Genomic DNA, 18,250 nt, shown 5'->3' with positions numbered 1-18,250 from the left:
TTTTAAGTTTCACTCGTTATCTTATCGATTAGACAATCGGTTTTTGACCACGCTCTGCAAGTTTAAGCACGACACTGTCTGCCACTTTACCTGCAACACCAGCGAGCTTGTCTGCCAGTTTCTTCTTCTGCACGTAATGCACTGCTAGTACCGTTTTCTCTTTGCATGCAGCGACAACCAGATCGTCGGAAGTGCTGATTTCATCCACCAGCCCTAGCTCTTTCGCTTGCGTACCAAACCAGTGCTCACCCGTTGCCACTTTTTCAAGCTCTAGATCTGGGCGACGCTCACGGATGAAGTCTTTAAATAGTACGTGTGTTTCTTCAAGTTCTTGTTTGAACTTATCGCGCGCTTTGTCAGTGTTCTCACCAAACATAGTCAGTGTGCGTTTGTACTCACCAGCCGTTAGCTGCTCGTACTCGATATCGTGCTTTTTCAACAGTTTGTTGAAGTTAGGGATCTGTGCAATAACACCGATAGAACCCACAATCGCAAACGGAGCTGAGACAATCTTGTCTGCCACACACGCCATCATGTAACCGCCACTTGCTGCAACTTTGTCGACAGAAATCGTCAGAGGCAGACCCGCTGCTTTGATTCGGTCAAGTTGAGAAGATGCCAAGCCATAACCATGAACCATGCCACCGCCAGACTCTAGACGCAGCAAAACCTCATCGCCTTCACGAGCGACAGCTAATACTGCAGTGATCTCTTCACGTAGCGAGCCTACTTCTTTTGCATCAATGCTGCCGTTGAAGTCCAACACGAACAGATGCGGTTCGCGCTTGCTATCGAGAGAACCTTCTTTGCTCGCTTGTTTGATTTCTTTCTCGCGAGATTTGTTCTTCTCTTTCTCTTCTTTCTTGACTGCTTTATCACGAGCTTTGATGAAAGCGTCATCGTGCAGGTGATGCTCCAACTGCTCTACCGCATCTTTATGACGTTCAGAAAGGTTGGTAACTTCCAATTCGCCTTTTGCTGCACCCGACTTACCACTCGCTGATTTTGCGATAATCAACAGCACAATTACTGCCGCAACAACGGTAACAATCTTAGCCAAAAACAGACCGTAATCTAATAAAAATTCCAATGAGAGTTCCTCTATCTCATACCAGTGATAGTCATCAATATGTTACGTAGAAAAATCAGAGAGAAGGCAAGAAAATCAGCAACCTCTTGTTCTGATTGATGGCGTTCAAATAACATACCGGACAACCGTTCTGGAATTGGTATAACACATGAATTGGTGTATTGTAACCAACTTGTCACGATTACCAAGATTTTCCATTGAGAAACAGGCGCATTTCTACACAAACGAACATGAAGCCTGTACGTCGGAACTAGATACAATAATAAGGATTAACTACCGTGAACTACTCCGTTTCAGCAGATGCCCTAAAAGGTAAAGTCATTCTTGTCACTGGCGCAGGCAATGGTATCGGTCGCCAAGCCGCCCTTTCTTACGCTCAGCACGGTGCGACTGTGATTCTACTGGGTCGAAACGTTCAAAACCTTGAATCCATTTACGATGAAATCGAGTCTGCGGGCTACCCTCAACCAGCGATCATCCCACTCGATCTAAAAGGTGCAACAAAGCAACACTACATCGACATGGCAGAAACCATCGAAGGTCAATTTGGTCGTTTGGATGGTCTATTGCACAACGCCGGTGTTCTCAGCACGCTGTGTCCGTTTGAGCAAATCAATGAAGAAGACTTCGACGACATCATGCAGATCAACGTGAAAGCGGAAGTACTGATGACTCAGGCACTACTACCGATCATGCGTAAATCAGAAGCGGGTCGTATTGTCTTTACCTCTTCAACCGTTGGTCACTCTGGTCGTGCTTTCTGGGGTCCATACGCTATTTCTAAGTTTGCTGTAGAAGGTATGATGCAAGTCTTGGCTGATGAGTTGAGTGATACACCAATACGTGTGAATGCAATTAACCCTGGTGCAACTCGTACTCGTATGCGTGAAAAAGCCTACCCAGGTGAAGATGCAAACACGTTAAAAACACCGCTGGACATCATGCCGCTTTACCTTCACTTGATGGACCCAGCAGTCACTGATGTAAACGGTCAGTGCATCGACGCTCAACCAAAGCGTAAATAACCCACTTAGGTTACCTCACATAATTGATTGAAAAGGCAGCAAATGCTGCCTTTTTTCGTATTTCTGCCTATAAAAATCTTGCGACTTTCCATCACAGAAATATACTGTATGTATATACAGGTATTTTATTTATGCAAGACATCATCCAACACTTAAAAAGCCAGCATCTTGTTTGGCAAGCAAATCTAACCAAAGCTGACGATCATCAGTTCTTTAATAGTTCTGGTTTTCCGGAGCTAGATGCTCTGCTTGGTGGCGGCTTTCCTCCTCACGGTGTGGTGGAAATGGAATCCATAGGCAGCATTGGCGAGCTGCGTTTGCTTGCGCCTTACTTAAAAGCATCCCTTTCGAGAGGAGTCACGGCATTCATTCAGCCACCAGCATTGATGAATTCATTGTTCCTACACGGCATTGGGCTAGACATCAACCAGGTGTGGGTGGTCACGCCTGAACATCAGCGCGATGCATTATGGGCAGCGGAGCAGTGCCTCAAGAGCGGTGTTTGTACCAACGTTTTGCTGTGGCAAGATGAGCTAGAGATCCACCAAGTAAAACGTCTGCAAGTGGCGAGCGAGCAAGGATCTTGCCCTCTGTTTATGCTCAAACCTAATATGACAAACCGCTTGTCTTTACCTGTTTCGTTGAGTCTGAAATTGCAAGGTCATGGACAAGGCGTTAGCGTGGAAGTTCTCAAACGAAAAGGCGGTTGGAGCAAAGGTAGTGTCGACATCAATTTCCAACACCACTACCCACAATTGGTGATGCCAACCACGACTCACATTCCATCAACTGTGGTCAATTTCCCATTGGCGAATCAAGGTTAGTAGTATGGCTTTGTGGATTTATTTGCACTTCCCTCGCCTGCAGCTAGACGCACTCTTTGGCGATAACCAAGAGCAACCCGTGGTGATTGTAGAAAGCCAACGTTGTCGGATCATTCAATACAACGAGATTGCCGAGCAACAAGGCATTAAACCAAATATGGGCTTGGGTAGCGCGGCTTCTTTGTGCCGAGATTTGCAAGTGCATCCTTATCATCCGCAAACCGAATTGAGCAAGTTACAAGAAATTGCGCAATGGCTGTATTTGATCACATCTGACGTCGTATTGATGCCAAACCAAGGTATTTTACTGCGCGCAACTCCAATGCTTAATCTGTATGAAGGGCTCCAAAACTATTGGAATAAAGTCAGAGCTCACTTATCGGAGCTGAAACTGAGTTTTCAATTCGGATGTGGCTTTTCGCCTTTTTCTGCCAAATTGATGGCATTAGCAGGGACGAACGTCATCAACGAAGACAAATCTGCCATACAACAAGCCTTATCGCCACTACCGTTAACACTGACAGATTTATCAAGCGCTACTGTAGAGAAGTTACAACGTGTAGGCGTCACCACACTGCAAGGCTTACTTGAACTGCCACTACAAGACATTGCACGCCGATTCGATATTGATTTGGTGAACTACGTTGGCCGACTGACTGGACAGTTTAAGCACCCTGTCGACTTTTATCACCCTACCGAATCCTTCCAAGTTTATTTAGAACTGCTGTTTGAGATTGAAAACGTCCAATGGATTGAAAAGCCACTAGCTAAGTTGCTTCGCCAGCTCGAAACCTTTCTCAAGCTGCGTGATAAAGTCGCGTTTGAACTCTGTTTAACCCTCCACCAGCGAGACAAGCAAGCACAGCACCTTCCGCTCACATCCGCACAAGGTGATTACTTGTGCCAACGTTGGCAACAGCTCGCGAGTTTGAGTTTGGAATCCGTCACGTTAAACGGCCCTGTTATCGGTCTGACGTTAAAAGTAGAACGCCAAGGTGAGCCTTTAAGTTCTGCACGCGATTTTTTTGCTGGGCAAAAAGGGCAAATGAACGCATTAGAGCTGCTCTCTTTACTGCAAGCTAAATTGGGCAAAAGCGCAATACTCAAACCCAATATTGCCTGCGATCCAAGACCAGAGAAAGCTAGCCAATATCGCCCAGCCGATGAGCCAGATGTCTCAATTAACACCGTTCCTGCTCTACTGCGCCCCGCGATGCAATTGCCCGCACCTATCGCGCTACAAGAGCAAATATCTCTAGTACATGGACCTGAGCGTATTGTCTCTGGATGGTGGGATGGTGATGAGATCATGCGTGATTATTACATTGCGCACACCAAGCAAGGTCGCTGGTTATGGGTATTTCGCGATCAGCACAAACATTGGTTTCTCCATGGCTATTTTTGTTAAATCGACAGTTATTTTTATTAGATCGTTATGAGTTACGCAGAACTGTTTTGTCAGTCCAACTTCTCCTTTCTCACTGGCGCTTCTCATGCAGAAGAATTAGTGTTGCAGGCGGCGTTTTATCGCTATCAAGCCATTGCAATCACCGATGAGTGCTCCGTCGCGGGCATTGTGAAAGCCCATACGACCATCGAGCAGCATAAACTCGACATCAAGCAAATTGTCGGCAGCATGTTTTGGCTCAATGATGAGTGCCAAGTGGTGCTGCTTTGTCCTTGTCGTAAAGCTTATGCAGAGCTGTGCCGGATCATCACTAATGCAAGGCGACGTAGCGAGAAAGGCAGTTATCAATTGTCTGAATGGGACTTGATGTCGATTCGTCACTGTTTAGTACTGTGGCTCCCTACTCATCAAGAAAGCGACCATTATTGGGGGCGTTGGCTCCAACAACACCACGCTCATCGATTATGGGTCGCGATTCAACGTCATTTAGACAGCGACGATAATGCCTACACCACACACTGTGAGTTACTGGCAAGCGAGTTCGAATTACCAATTACCGCTTGTGGTGGCGTCTTAATGCATGCGGTTGAGCGCTTACCATTGCAACATGTCTTAACCGCCGTAAAACATAGTTGTAGCGTCGACAAGCTTGGCTTTGGTCGCTTATCCAATGCCGAGCGAGCACTGCGTCCATTGAACAAACTATCTCGAATTTACAAATCCGAATGGCTAGCAGAAAGCACTCATATTGCGAGCTTGTGCGCATTTAAGCTTTCAGAGCTGAAATACGAATACCCAACAGAACTGATTCCGGACGGTTACACTCCTACTACTTATCTACGTATGTTGGTCGAGCGTGGTAAAAAGCGACGTTTTCCTGAGGGCGTACCCTCAGACATTCATCAAACCATTGAGAATGAATTAACACTCATTGAAGAGCTGCAATATCACTATTACTTTCTCACCATTCACGACATTGTGATGTTTGCTAAACAACAAGGCATTCTCTATCAAGGGCGAGGTTCCGCAGCGAACTCGGTGGTGTGCTACTGCTTAGAAATCACTGCCGTCGATCCTAGGCAAATCTCGGTCCTGTTCGAACGCTTTATTAGCCGAGAAAGAAAAGAACCGCCAGACATTGATGTCGACTTTGAACACGAGCGCCGTGAAGAAGTCATTCAATATATTTACAAAAAGTACGGGCGCGAGCGTGCTGCTCTGGCAGCCACCGTTATCAGCTATCGCTTTAAAAGTGCCGTGCGTGAAGTGGGCAAAGCGTTGGGGATTGAAGAAACTCAATTGGATTTCTTCATCAAAAACGTTAATCGACGTGATCGCAGCCAAGGTTGGCAAGCGCAAATCATCGAATTAGGATTGCAGCCAGAGTCGTTAAAAGGTCAGCAGTTTATCCAGTTGGTGAACGAGATCATTGGCTTTCCGCGCCATTTATCCCAACACGTTGGCGGCTTTGTGATTTCTTCTGGTCCTTTGTACGAACTGGTGCCTGTTGAGAACGCTTCGATGGAAGATCGCACCATTATTCAATGGGATAAAGATGATTTAGAAAGTTTAAAACTACTGAAAGTCGACGTCCTCGCGCTCGGTATGTTAAACGCGATCCGTAAATGCTTTCAATTGGTCGAGAAACACCATCAGCGATCACTGTCGATTGCCGAGATCACGCGATTGCAAGACGATCCGTACGTGTATCGTATGATCCAAAAAGCCGATACCGTTGGTGTGTTCCAAATTGAGTCTCGCGCGCAAATGAGCATGCTGCCCCGTTTAAAACCCGCGCGTTACTATGACTTGGTGGTGCAAATTGCCATTGTTCGCCCGGGTCCAATTCAAGGCGATATGGTGCATCCGTTTTTAAAACGACGAAATGGTGAAGAGCCAATCAGCTATCCATCAGAAGAAGTGAAAAGCGTACTAGAGCGCACTATGGGCGTGCCGATTTTCCAAGAACAAGTAATCAAACTGGCGATGGTAGCGGCAGGATTTAGTGGTGGTGAAGCCGATCAATTACGCCGTGCAATGGCGGCATGGAAGAAGAACGGCGATCTTGCCAAGTTCAAACCTAAGCTGATCGACGGAATGCGTGAGCGAGGCTATGACTTGGAATTTGCTGAGCGCATCTTCGACCAAATCTGCGGCTTTGGTGAGTATGGCTTCCCGGAAAGTCACTCGGCCTCTTTTGCTGTGCTAGCTTACTGCTCTGCATGGTTGAAATATTACTACCCTGCTGAGTTCTATACTGCCCTACTCAACAGCCAACCGATGGGCTTTTATAGCCCTTCACAATTGATTCAAGATGCGCGCCGACACGGTGTTGAAGTGCTGCCTGTTTGCATCAATCATTCCTCCTATCAGCACCATTTGGTCAAACGTCCGAATGGTCGCCTTGGTGTGCAACTGGGTTTTCGCTTAGTAAAGAGCTTTAATCAGGAAAGCGCCTTTCGGCTAGTTGAACGACGACCAAACTCCGGCTATCGCGCTATCCAAGAGGTGAAGCAAATCTTAAGAAACCGCCGCGATATTGAGTTACTCGCTTCTGCTAATGCGTTTCAAATCCTTTCAGGTCATCGCTATAACGCTCGCTGGGCAGCGATGGATTCACTATCAGACTTACCTTTATTCCATCACATGGAAGAGCCAATGGTAAGTTACCAGGCTCAGCCTTCTGAATACGAGAACTTAGTTGAAGATTATGCCAGTACCGGACTATCACTAAGTCGCCATCCGATTACGTTGCTGGAAGAAGCTGGTAAGTTACCGCGTTTTACTCGGATGAAGCAGTTAGTCGAAAAAGAGCATAAATCTTTAGTGACGGTTGTCGGTGTTGTCACAGGCAGACAATCTCCCGGCACCGCTGCTGGCGTGACCTTTTTCACTTTGGAAGACGATACAGGCAACATCAATGTGGTGGTATGGCGAGCAACAGCACGCGCCCAAAAGCAAGCTTATCTCACTTCAAAGGTGTTGATGGTCAAAGGAATTTTAGAGCGTGAAGGCGAAGTCACGCACGTGATCGCAGGTAAGCTCATCGATTGCACGCACAATCTTGCTGAGCTGAAAAGTAAATCACGCGACTTCCATTAAGCAATCATGTTTTAGAGGTAGAAAAAGGCATTGCACCGAAAAAAGTAAAGGGAGGTCAAGCCTCCCTTTTTGATTCTGCTGAATTAATCTTCAGTCATCGTTTCCGTACGCTTAGTCTTGTATTTCCTATACAGTAACAAGGATAAAGTCATGATGACTTTCGATGTTAACCATATCATTAAACGGAAGTACCCTATATTGATAAGTCTAAATAGACTCATAGGTGAAAAGTGACGCGATATACTTTACATATTTCATTCTCAGAAATATGTAAAACAGTTTAGCAATCACCGTTCAATTAATCACCTATCCTTATGGATTAATTTAGGGCTCACTGATTAATTCTACGTATATAAAACTTGACGCATTCTGTCTTGTGCAACTTCAACCAAAAGATCAGGCTGGAACTTAGAAATAAAGCGATCACACCCCACTTTTTGCACCATGGCTTCGTTGAAGCTACCACTTAAAGATGTGTTTAAGGTGATAAACAACTTGGACATTCTAGAATCAGAACGCACTTCATGAGTCAGCCTATACCCGTCCATCTCTGGCATTTCCGCATCCGTAATCATCATCAGCAATTCTTTTTCGATGTCTTTGCCTTCATCACACCAACGCTTAAGAACCGTTAATGCTTCTAAACCGTCGCGACATTCGATGATGTTCAAACCAAGCTGAGATAAGGTGTCTCTTACCTGATTACGCGCGGTTGATGAATCATCGACAATGAGGACATTTTGTCCAATCATCGCTTGAGCCAGTTCTCGATCTAGTATGCCGTCAGAGATGGTCACGTCATAATGAACGATTTCAGCCAGTACTTTTTCTACATCAATAATTTCAACGATTTGAGATGAATCCCCATCTTTCACTTGGGTGATAGCAGTTAGGTAGTTAGAGCGTCCTGATGTAGATGGTGGCGGCTGAATCTCAGTCCATGCAGTATTGATGATGTTGCGAACCGGTCCTACAAGGAAACCTTGAATAGAACGGTTGTACTCGGTGATGATCAAGTTCTCTTCTTCAACTTCACCACGCAATGGAGGGAAACCGATCGAGCAACGTAAATCAATCACAGGCACAGCTTCGCCACGCAAAGATGCCACACCACGAATGTTATAGTGAGAACCTGGCAGCTTAGTAAGCGGAGGCAGTTTGATCACCTCTTTCACTTTAAAAACGTTAATCGCAAATAACTGGCGACTATTTAGCGTGAACAGCAAAAGCTCTAGTCGGTTTTCACCTACTAGATTTGTACGCTGATCAACCGTATTTAACACTCCGGACATACCACTACCTAACTTTGAACGACTACCTTTCACTCTTTATAGAAAACTGTGTTGGAACAACAAAGTAATACTTTTTTATGAGTGTTCTACAATACTTACGAAAATTACATTAATGCTATTGATATAGCAATGAAGCAGCGCTCAGATTCGAGTTTTCTCTGCTCATATGATCAAAAAAGGGCGAACCTTCCTGTTCACCCTCTGTAAATGCCCTATTCTGATGTCAGAAAAATTAACCTTCAATCACCTTCATCAACAACTGACCGTCGTACAGTGCTTGCTTAATCAAAGCCGCTCCCGGCATGGTCGCTTGTTTATAGAAACGAGACTCCACCAGTTCAAGGTCTTGGTGGTAAACCGGCAAACTTTGTTCTTCAATACAACGACGAACAGCAGGATAAAGCACCTCTTTCGCTTGGTTGATCACCCCACCAATTAAGATCTTTTCTGGGTTAAATAGGTTAATAACAATCGCAATGGCAGAGCCTAAGTAACGACCAAGCTTCTCGATAACATCGACAGCCAAAGGGTCGCCATTTGCAGCCGCCTCACAGATACTTTCAATGCTCATTTCTTCTTGTTCAGCAAGAACTGAAGCTTCACCTTGAGCAATACGAGTCACAACCTCTTCTCGAATCGCTTGTGAGCTGGCAACGGTTTCAAGGCAACCAATATTGCCACAATGGCAACGCTTGCCATTCGGATCGATTTGGATATGACCGAGTTCACCGATGTTACCGTGTCGACCTTGTAGCACTCGACCATCCAAGATAATACCTGCGCCTAAGCCGTGGTGAATAGAGATAAGAACCGAGTTGTCGTTGTCTTGTGAATGACCAAACAGTTTCTCTGCTAGTGCCCATGCACGCGTATCGTTGGCAATAAAAACCGGTAAGCCTGTTGCTTTGTATATTTCAGGACCTAACGCTAGGTTCTCAACATTGTAATGCGGCATTTGCAACACGATACCCTGCTCTGAGTTCACTAGACCGGGCAGAGTAATCGCAATACTGGTAACACGATCAAGTTGATCGGCGTAGGTTTGGAAGAATTCATCAATTTCGTAGAGTAAACGTTCCAGCACATCATCTTGGTCACGTTCGTGGATATCGATTTTGGTATCGATAAGAACGTCACCGCCAAGCTCGTGCAGTGCAATCGTCAAGTAGCCTCGACCTAAACGCATCGACAAGAATTGCCAACCTTCATTATTGACCTGTAACCCCACCGCAGGACGACCGCGACTGGTTGCTTCCTGTACCGTTGTTTCATGGATCAGGTGGGCTTCAATCAATTCTCGAGTGATCTTAGTGATACTCGCAGGCGCAAGCTCACTTTGCTTGGATAAATCGATTCGAGATATTGGACCCTTTAGGTCAATTAGTTTGTATACACGACCAGCATTGACCTGTTTGATATGATCAATATGGCCCGGTTGAGCCATGTACATCTTGCACTCCGAAATTCTATAACGGGATAATTTTTTTACTTTGCGAAGTAATTGTGAAGTGAATTGATAAATCCCCGTGACAAGCATCACGTATAAACATGTTTGTTTGTGTATTCAATCAAATAACTAGAAATCGACTCCTGTTAAATTGTTTGAAAAATGACTTATTTTATTCATCAAATTAGGTTGCAACACCTGTGTGTTGATGTTTTTTCAGCACTTTGACCTAAATGCCAACAATCCGCGCATACTGTGCATATACTTAGCGAGAATAGAATTCGAGTTATCTAGTCCTACACCTGCATTCTTCGGAGAATCTATGACTTCCATATTAAGAAGAACCAAAATTGTTACAACGCTTGGCCCTTCAACAGATAAAGACAATGTCCTTGAAGAGATCATCAAAGCTGGAGCAAATGTCGTCCGTATGAACTTCTCTCACGGTACCAGTGACGATCATATTCAACGCGCGCAAAAAGTCCGTGCTATTGCAGCAAAACTAGGACGTCAAGTTGCCATTCTTGGTGATTTACAAGGTCCAAAAATCCGCGTATCCACCTTCAAAGATGGCAAAATTCATCTTGATGTCGGTGACAAATTCACACTAGACAGCGATTTACCAAAAGGTGAGGGAAACCAAGAGTCCGTTGGTTTGGATTACAAAGAGCTACCGCAAGACGTTTCACCTAACGATATCCTGCTCCTTGACGATGGACGTGTTCAACTGCAAGTCACCAGTGTCGAAGGAAATAAAGTTCATACACGCGTCACCGTTGGTGGTCCTCTGTCTAATAACAAAGGTATCAACAAGAAAGGTGGCGGTTTATCTGCCGATGCATTAACAGAGAAAGACAAAGCGGACATTCTCACTGCCGCAAAAATCAAAGTCGATTACCTTGCGATTTCTTTCCCTCGTAATGGCGAAGATATGCACTATGCTCGCCGTTTGGCAAGAGATGCAGGTCTAGAAGCAAAACTCGTTGCCAAAGTTGAACGAGCAGAAACGGTAGCCACCAGCGAGTCGATTGATGACATTATTCTTGCGTCCGATGTAGTGATGGTTGCTCGCGGCGACTTGGGTGTAGAAATTGGTGATCCAGAGCTTGTTGGCGTGCAGAAAAAACTCATCCGTCGTGCTCGCAGCTTAAACCGCATCGTGATTACTGCGACTCAAATGATGGAGTCTATGATTGCGGCACCGATGCCAACCCGAGCAGAGGTCATGGACGTTGCCAATGCCGTGCTAGATGGTACAGATGCGGTAATGCTTTCTGGAGAAACGGCAGCAGGTCAATTCCCAGTAGAAACTGTCAAGTCCATGGCAGAAGTATGTATGGGCGCAGAGAAGATGGCTGAAGCAAGCTTGTCGACGTATCGCTTAGATCGCACCTTTGCAACCGCAGAAGAAACCATCGCAATGTCCACTATGTACGCAGCTAACCACATGGAAGGCGTAAAAGCGATGATTGCCTTGACCGAATCTGGCCGCACCGCGCTCATGATGTCTCGTTTGAGTTCAGGTCTGCCTATTTTCGCGTTATCACGCAACGAATCGACACTGAATCGTGCTGCGCTTTATCGTGGGGTAACTCCGGTGTACTTTGACTCAAAAGGTGGCGCAGGTCTAACTACCGCGCACGATGCAATTGTGACGTTAAAAGAACAAGGCTTATTGGATGAAGGGGATTTGGTGATCATCACTCAAGGTGATGTTATGGACGTGGTTGGTTCAACCAACTGCATGCGAATCCTGTCAGCATAAGTTCAACACTTGATAAGCAAGGGCACCGAAATGGTGCCCTTTTTATTATCTAGGCTGTCTCTCGACCTTCCATATTTAATTTGTCGTAAAGCTGAATCAGGTTAAAACCGGTTTGCAAACCAAGCTGATAATCATGCTCAAGAGCTTCAGGGTCACTTAAAAGAGATGAGGATTGCAGCTCCTCTTTCGGCGCCAATTGCAAAATAAAAGTATCATCAGGAGGTGCGCTAAGGAAAGCTTGCGTCAACTCGAAGGTTTGATAGTGGATCATCAACATGTCTGCTAATCCAGAATCAAAATTCTCACCAATCAAATGGCTCAAACGATAGAGGTTATCGGCTCCAAATAGCCAGCGCCCACCATTTAATAACTTTCTGCCAGACAATTTAGATTGATGTGCTGCGTTAATTTTTTGCTGCAAGAAATTGCTCCAATCTTCCTTCCATTGATGGACCTTATCTTGCCAAGATTCTTGAACCGAGTTTATGGACTCTCGGTACCATTTGATCCCTTCTTCACCAAGCTCACTTTGCACTTTGGCTTCCGATTCAGAGAAAGGCTCAGTGCGGATCACTATGATATTTCGTGCATTTTTACGCCACGCTTCTTGAACGGGAATCGATGCAGAAACGCCGCCATCAACAAAATGCTGCCCGTTTACATTTACAGCACCTTGATACAGTTTTGGAATAGCACATGTAGCCACCATCGTATTGAGCCAATCACCACCGAGTATTGGTAAGTAGTGGTCTGAGAGCGTATCGACGTTAGTGACCGCAGCAAACGCTCCTCTTTGACCTAGCGCAGAGCGACCAAGATCCAGGTCGAGTTTATAAGGGTAATCTTGAATACGTTCGAGCGCCCACTCCAAACCTAAGTACTGTTTTTTACGAATGTAGCGGATCAGATGGAAGAACTCGGGAGCCGTGGTCAGATCGGTTATAAAGGCTTTACCCATACCATGCTGACGGCAAAGGAAAGCACAAAGGTTAAGCGCTCCGGCAGACGTACCATAGAATTCGTCGAATGGGTCGAAATTAGAGAGAAGAAATGCGTCTAGCACACCAGCGGTAAAAATCCCTCTCTGCCCTCCTCCTTGTGCGACAAGGGCAGTTTTGCCATTTCTAAACTGCTCATACACTTGAATGTCGAGCTCAGCATGGCTATCAGTGATAATACCGCTGTTGCGTATCATAGGCGTAATGCCGTTAGTTTAAGCCGTCGTAATCGCAATGATGCCAAAAGAGAGTAAAACTGCGAATACCGTAACGACGATGAGTAGGGCTGATTTTAGATCGTGTTCCATAGACACCTCCTTTTGTTGTAACAAATTAATAACACCAGTGTGAATTATGTTCAAGAATTGCCTAATTTAGTCGCACGATTTTGACTAAGGCATCACAATTAGCTTAGTCATAATAAGGAGATAGCAAATGAACAATAAAATTGGCTGGCTAGTTGGGAGTGTATTATTGGGCTGTTCTATGGCAGCTCAAGCAAACGTTATCGTCACTCCCTACATTGGCTTCACGGGAGGAGGCAAAGTAGAAGATGAAAACAATCGCACCTACGATCTTGACCCTTCAATTAACTACGCTTTATCGGTAGAGACTCCTTTTGAAATGGGTCGCTTAGGTTTGTTCTATTCGAATCAGTCTTCTGAACTACAAGATGTGAACAACTCAGCAGACATCCATTATCTGCAGTTTCAAAGCAGCATCTACTATCCAGTGGCGACAGGTTGGCAAAGTTATGTTGGGCTTGGATTGGGTGCTTCATATGCTGATGCTGATTGGGTGGATGACAAATACGGTTTCTCAGCTAGTGCTTTCGCAGGACTTGAGTACACATTTTCTAAAAACTTTGCATTGACCGCTCAAGTTCGTTGGTTAGGTACCGTTGTTGACAATGACACCTCAGGAGCATGCGTGCTTCCTACTGATGGTTCTTCTTGTGTAATCAAGTTTGAAACCGACTGGATGAACCAATTTCAATCCAATATTGGCTTTAGCTTCCGCTTCTAACGGCTTTCACTTCTAAAGAATCGTTTTGACGCCAAATCGTCTATAGGGTGTATCGAACGCAGAGATACGCCCTAATAATCAAAAAGAGTTTATTTGACCAATATCACATCAATAAGACAGTCATATACTCTGAAAATAACCCCACCTCACTGATCAGATAACCTAGCAAATCACGATTTAACAATATTTAAACCAGATAAAATCTCGCCGTTAACATTTAGAATCTATTGCGATAAATAATGTAAAAAGTTAGTCTGAAGACAGAAAGCAGAAGAATATTTCAGCTTTTGCAAACACACATCAAAATTTAAAGCATTTAATTCTAATTCTTCATTGGCAAAACAAAGTAAAAAACCAGAAAGTAACAATAATACCGAATTTAGGATAGAAAACTGACGGATAACAGTTGCCCTTTATTCTGCTGGGATTTACACCTGCCAAGAAGAGCTTCATTCCTTAGGGAGTTGTACAGGAGTCAAATATGAAGCGAGAACAATGGGGATCCCGTGCGGGATTCATCTTAGCTGCAGTCGGTTCAGCCATCGGTCTGGGTAACATCTGGCGTTTCCCTTATATGGCTTATGAGAACGGTGGTGGTGCCTTTTTTATTCCTTACCTTTTCGCCATGATTACTGCTGGTATTCCATTTATGATTCTGGAATTCAGTATGGGTCAAAAATACCGTGGTTCTGCTCCGAAAACATTAGCTAAAATCCACGCCAAGTTTGAGTGGCTTGGCTGGTTCCAAGTGGGTGTAGCTGCGGTTATCGCCGTTTACTACGTCGCTGTTATTGGCTGGGCAATTTCTTACTTTGGTATGTCGTTTACCCAAAGTTGGGGTTCTGACACCAATGCTTTCTTCTTTAGTGAATACCTAAAACTTGGTGATAACTCACCAACGGATTTGGGCAGCATTCAATGGAAGATCGCAGTATCCATGCTGATTGCTTGGGCAATCACCTACACGGCCATTGTGAGTGGTGTTAAATCAGGTATCGAACGAGCATCAAAAATCATGATGCCAATCTTGTTCATCATGGTCGTGTTCTTGATCGGTCGTATGATTTTCCTTCCTGGGGCACTAGATGGCGTAAACTACATGTTTGAGCCTGATTTCAGTAAGATTTGGGACGTGAAAGTGTGGGCAGCTGCGTACGGACAGATCTTCTTTACCCTAAGTATCGGCTTTGCCATCATGCTAGCGTATTCCAGTTATCTGCCTGAGAAATCAGACATCACGAATAACGCCTTCATGACTGTCCTTATCAACTGTGGTTTCTCCATCTTAGCCGGTATCATGATCTTCTCAGTGCTTGGTTACATGGCTCAAGAGCAAGGTAAACCACTGACTGAAGTCGTCTCTGCTGGTGTTGGCCTTGCGTTCGTAACGCTACCTGCCGCTATCAATTTGTTACCAGCGCCATATATTCTTGGTCCGCTGTTCTTCTTTGCTCTCGTTGTAGCTGGCTTAAGCTCGCACATCTCAATCATGGAAGCAGTAACATCTGCAGTTATCGATAAACTGAAATGGAGCCGTAAAAAAGCGGCAAACGTGGTGATTGGTATTGGCTTTATTGTCTCAATGGCATTTGCAACCAACGGAGGTCTATTATTACTTGACCTTGTCGACCACTTTGCTAATAACGTCGGCATCATGGTTGGCGGTCTGGTTGAAATCGTCTTAATGGCTTGGCTACTTAAACAAGTGCCACAAGTTCGTGACTATGTAAATGAGCGTTCAGATTTCTCTATTGGTCAATGGTTTGTAGTCTGCCTACGTTTTGTTACTCCAATCATGCTAGCAATTATCCTAGCAACTAAGCTATATGCCCTTCTAACAGAAGGTTACGGTGGCTACGACCTAACTCTTGGCTGGGCAATGATTGCCGCGCTATTTGTTTTTGGTGTACTGATTAACGTGGTAAGCAAGGAGAAAGCGTAATGACAACAAGTGCAATTATTATGATGGTTATTGGTCTTGGCATCACTTGGGGTGGCGCAGCTGTGTGCATCAAGCGAGCGATGGATAAGCAGCAATAATACCGATCCTTTATCAAGAATAATGCCGGCGTTGATGCCGGCATTTTTGTATCTGCTTTAACTCAAAAGCTGTATTTAACCCCAAGAGCTCCACCAATTTGAAGATCGGGTCCTTTATACAGATCGAGCTCTGGATGAATTTGCGCATAGAGATCCCATCCTTTTGAAAGATCCCAATTCACGCCAAGCGGAACACGAAAACCAAATTCATCATCCCACTCGTACCAACCACCAACACCTACATACCAGGTCAGCGGCATATTTTGCTCAAAAGAACCACGTTTCGCGATATAGTCAAATGCCATACCGTCATTACCGATGATACCTCGATATTTATCATCGATTTCAACTACGACACTCAATTGCTGATCCACTGCCATACCAACGGAAAAATTCGTCGGTTGGTTTGCTGCCATACTTACACTAGGTAACAGTGCTGCTGCCAGCATTATTTGTTTTTTCATACACGTCATCACTCTAAAAAAAACGGCGTGCATAATTCAAACATGATTTAGTTTTGGTATGTCAGCAATGAGTAAGGGAGAGGTACGAAAAACGCTACAACTGTAAGGCTGCGTATTGTGTCACGATGTGGGACGTTAAATTAAAGATAAGCCGTTAGTCGTCGTGGTTTCAGCATGAAAAACAGGCACAAAAAAAGGAGACCGAAGCCTCCTCTTTTCTATGAATGACTGAGATTAGCCGTGGTTACGAATCCACTCATCCATTTCAGTTTTTAGGTTATCAGACTTAGTACCGAAGATAGCCTGAACACCACCTGCTACAACTACAACACCAGCAGCGCCTAGTTGTTTTAGCTTGTCTTGGTCAACAGCAGCTGTATCAGCTACCGCTACACGTAGACGAGTGATACATGCGTCTAGACCAGTGATGTTTGCTTTGCCGCCGAATGCTGCAACAAGCTCACCTGCCATGTCAGAACCAGAAGTTGCAACAGCTTCTTCAGATTCATCTTCACGACCTGGAGTTTTAAGGTCAAGAGCAGTGATTACTGTGCGGAATACTACGTAGTAGATTACAGCGTAAACTAGACCAACAGCTACCATCAGACCCATCTTCTGAGCGTGACCAGATAGAACTAGGAAATCGATCAGACCATGTGAGAATGAAGTACCGTGTACGAAGCCTAGAGTGTTAGCAACAACGTATGCAGAACCAGCTAGTAGAGCGTGGATACCGTATAGGACAGGAGCAACGAATAGGAATGAGAATTCGATTGGCTCAGTAATACCAGTTAGGAATGAAGTCAGTGCAGCTGACGCCATGATACCCATTACTTTCGCGCGGTTTTCTGGTTTAGCACAGTGAGCAATAGCGATTGCTGCAGCTGGTAGACCAAACATCTTGAACATGTAACCACCCGCTAGCTGACCGAAGCCATTACCAGCAGCACGAGATGCATCATCTGCAACTAGGTAACAAGTTAGTACGCCGTTTTGAGTTTCACCAGCAGCGTTCACACAAGTACCTGCTTCGAAGAAGAATGGTACGTTCCATACGTGGTGTAGACCGAATGGGATTAGAGAACGCTCAACTACGCCGTAGATACCGAACGCAAGCTGTGGGTTTTGGTGTGCAGCCCAGTCAGAGAATGCAGAGATTGCACCGCCGATTGGTGGCCATACGATAGATAGTACAACACCTAGGATGATCGCAGCGAAACCAGTGATGATTGGCACAGCACGCTTACCAGCGAAGAAGCCAAGGTACTCTGGAAGTTGGATTTTGAAGAAACGGTTGAATGCCCAAGCAGCAACACCACCGACAAGGATACCACCTAGTACACCTGTGTCGATTTTCTCAACGCCCATGATGCCAGCCATAACGCCTAGCGTTGCTGTCATGATGCCGTAACCAACGATAGCAGCTAGACCAGCTACACCGTCGTTGTTTGTGAAGCCTAGTGCTACACCAACAGCAAATAGAAGTGCCATTTGGCCGAATACTGAACCACCAGCTTGTTCCATTAGGTTAGAAACCACTTCTGGAATAAAGCTTAGGTGGGCAGCACCAACACCTAGTAGGATACCTGCGACTGGTAATACTGATACTGGTAGCATCAGAGCTTTACCAACTTTTTGCAGGTTTGCAAAAAGGTTCTTAAACATGTTTATGCTCCTGATAAATTATAAGTATTATTTGGGCACTAACGGCACACCCCCGTAGCCTAAATGTTAGCACCCAATGAAAATGTAACCACACGTTGCATTAT

General features: G+C 45.0%; 15 protein-coding genes. 8 read left to right on the top strand and 7 right to left on the bottom strand.

The features are described from left to right. Window positions 1-28 precede the first annotated feature (28 nt). Entirely contained in the window at window positions 29-1,090 is a 1,062-nt protein-coding gene (sohB, locus tag QMY49_RS03560; protein ID WP_005444853.1) for a protease SohB, read from the bottom strand. Between the two features lie 278 nt (window positions 1,091-1,368). On the opposite strand from sohB, the gene QMY49_RS03555 reads away from it, so the two are divergent. From QMY49_RS03555 to QMY49_RS03540, 4 genes are all read left to right on the top strand, one after another. Continuing rightward, on the top strand, window positions 1,369-2,115 hold the full coding sequence (locus QMY49_RS03555; protein WP_005444850.1) for a YciK family oxidoreductase: 747 nt from the start codon (window positions 1,369-1,371) through the stop codon (window positions 2,113-2,115). Window positions 2,116-2,246: 131 nt separating this feature from the next. Continuing rightward, entirely contained in the window at window positions 2,247-2,939 is a 693-nt protein-coding gene (imuA, locus tag QMY49_RS03550; protein WP_049536751.1) for a translesion DNA synthesis-associated protein ImuA, read from the top strand. 4 nt (window positions 2,940-2,943) lie between these two features. Then, on the top strand, window positions 2,944-4,347 hold the full coding sequence (locus QMY49_RS03545; protein ID WP_045489575.1) for a Y-family DNA polymerase: 1,404 nt from the start codon (window positions 2,944-2,946) through the stop codon (window positions 4,345-4,347). A 27-nt stretch (window positions 4,348-4,374) separates the two neighbouring features. Continuing rightward, window positions 4,375-7,449 (top strand): error-prone DNA polymerase, encoded by a 3,075-nt coding sequence (locus QMY49_RS03540; RefSeq protein ID WP_283312796.1) that lies wholly within the window; start codon window positions 4,375-4,377, stop codon window positions 7,447-7,449. Between the two features lie 344 nt (window positions 7,450-7,793). On the opposite strand, the gene QMY49_RS03535 is transcribed toward QMY49_RS03540, so the two are convergent. Further along, window positions 7,794-8,741, bottom strand: coding sequence for a chemotaxis protein CheV (locus QMY49_RS03535; protein WP_005444843.1), 948 nt, complete (start codon window positions 8,739-8,741; stop codon window positions 7,794-7,796). 232 nt (window positions 8,742-8,973) lie between these two features. Then, a complete protein-coding gene (mlc, locus tag QMY49_RS03530; RefSeq protein ID WP_005444840.1) occupies window positions 8,974-10,191 on the bottom strand; it encodes a sugar metabolism global transcriptional regulator Mlc in 1,218 nt (405 codons plus the stop codon). Window positions 10,192-10,510: 319 nt separating this feature from the next. Between mlc and pyk the strand changes: the two genes are divergently transcribed. Then, window positions 10,511-11,953, top strand: a complete 1,443-nt coding sequence (gene pyk / locus QMY49_RS03525; RefSeq protein ID WP_005444839.1) for a pyruvate kinase — start codon at window positions 10,511-10,513, stop codon at window positions 11,951-11,953. Window positions 11,954-12,002: 49 nt separating this feature from the next. On the opposite strand, the gene QMY49_RS03520 is transcribed toward pyk, so the two are convergent. Next, a complete protein-coding gene (locus tag QMY49_RS03520) occupies window positions 12,003-13,148 on the bottom strand; it encodes a patatin-like phospholipase family protein (RefSeq protein ID WP_222326370.1) in 1,146 nt (381 codons plus the stop codon). A gap of 18 nt (window positions 13,149-13,166) precedes the next feature. Then, window positions 13,167-13,259 carry a cytochrome bd-I oxidase subunit CydH gene (cydH, locus tag QMY49_RS03515; protein WP_005444835.1) on the bottom strand — a complete coding sequence of 31 codons (93 nt, stop codon included), beginning with the start codon at window positions 13,257-13,259 and terminating at the stop codon, window positions 13,167-13,169. A 127-nt stretch (window positions 13,260-13,386) separates the two neighbouring features. Between cydH and QMY49_RS03510 the strand changes: the two genes are divergently transcribed. The 3 genes from QMY49_RS03510 to QMY49_RS03500 all read left to right on the top strand — a co-directional run bounded on the left by QMY49_RS03510 (window position 13,387) and on the right by QMY49_RS03500 (window position 16,017). After that, window positions 13,387-13,977: an outer membrane protein gene (locus QMY49_RS03510; RefSeq protein ID WP_017817853.1), complete on the top strand. Its 591-nt coding sequence runs from the start codon at window positions 13,387-13,389 to the stop codon at window positions 13,975-13,977. A gap of 481 nt (window positions 13,978-14,458) precedes the next feature. Next, the gene (locus QMY49_RS03505; RefSeq protein ID WP_009698483.1) at window positions 14,459-15,919 is read left to right on the top strand and encodes a sodium-dependent transporter; all 1,461 of its coding nucleotides are present in this window, start codon (window positions 14,459-14,461) and stop codon (window positions 15,917-15,919) included. Then, complete coding sequence (locus QMY49_RS03500) at window positions 15,919-16,017, top strand: MetS family NSS transporter small subunit (RefSeq protein WP_005444829.1); 99 nt, start codon at window positions 15,919-15,921, stop codon at window positions 16,015-16,017. Before QMY49_RS03505 ends, QMY49_RS03500 begins: the two co-directional genes overlap by 1 nt. Window positions 16,018-16,079: 62 nt before the next feature. Here the strand turns inward: QMY49_RS03500 and QMY49_RS03495 are convergent, their stop codons facing one another. Together QMY49_RS03495 and ptsG are read right to left on the bottom strand one after the other, a co-directional pair. Continuing rightward, a complete protein-coding gene (locus QMY49_RS03495) occupies window positions 16,080-16,481 on the bottom strand; it encodes a hypothetical protein (protein WP_005444828.1) in 402 nt (133 codons plus the stop codon). A 234-nt stretch (window positions 16,482-16,715) separates the two neighbouring features. Further along, window positions 16,716-18,146, bottom strand: coding sequence for a PTS glucose transporter subunit IIBC (ptsG, locus tag QMY49_RS03490; protein WP_005439576.1), 1,431 nt, complete (start codon window positions 18,144-18,146; stop codon window positions 16,716-16,718). Window positions 18,147-18,250 lie beyond the last annotated feature (104 nt).

The organism is Vibrio harveyi (genome assembly GCF_030060435.1).
Lineage (GTDB): Bacteria > Pseudomonadota > Gammaproteobacteria > Enterobacterales > Vibrionaceae > Vibrio > Vibrio harveyi.
The sequence above is the reverse complement of the archived record's forward strand: the minus strand, read 5'-3'. Positions and strand labels throughout refer to the sequence as shown.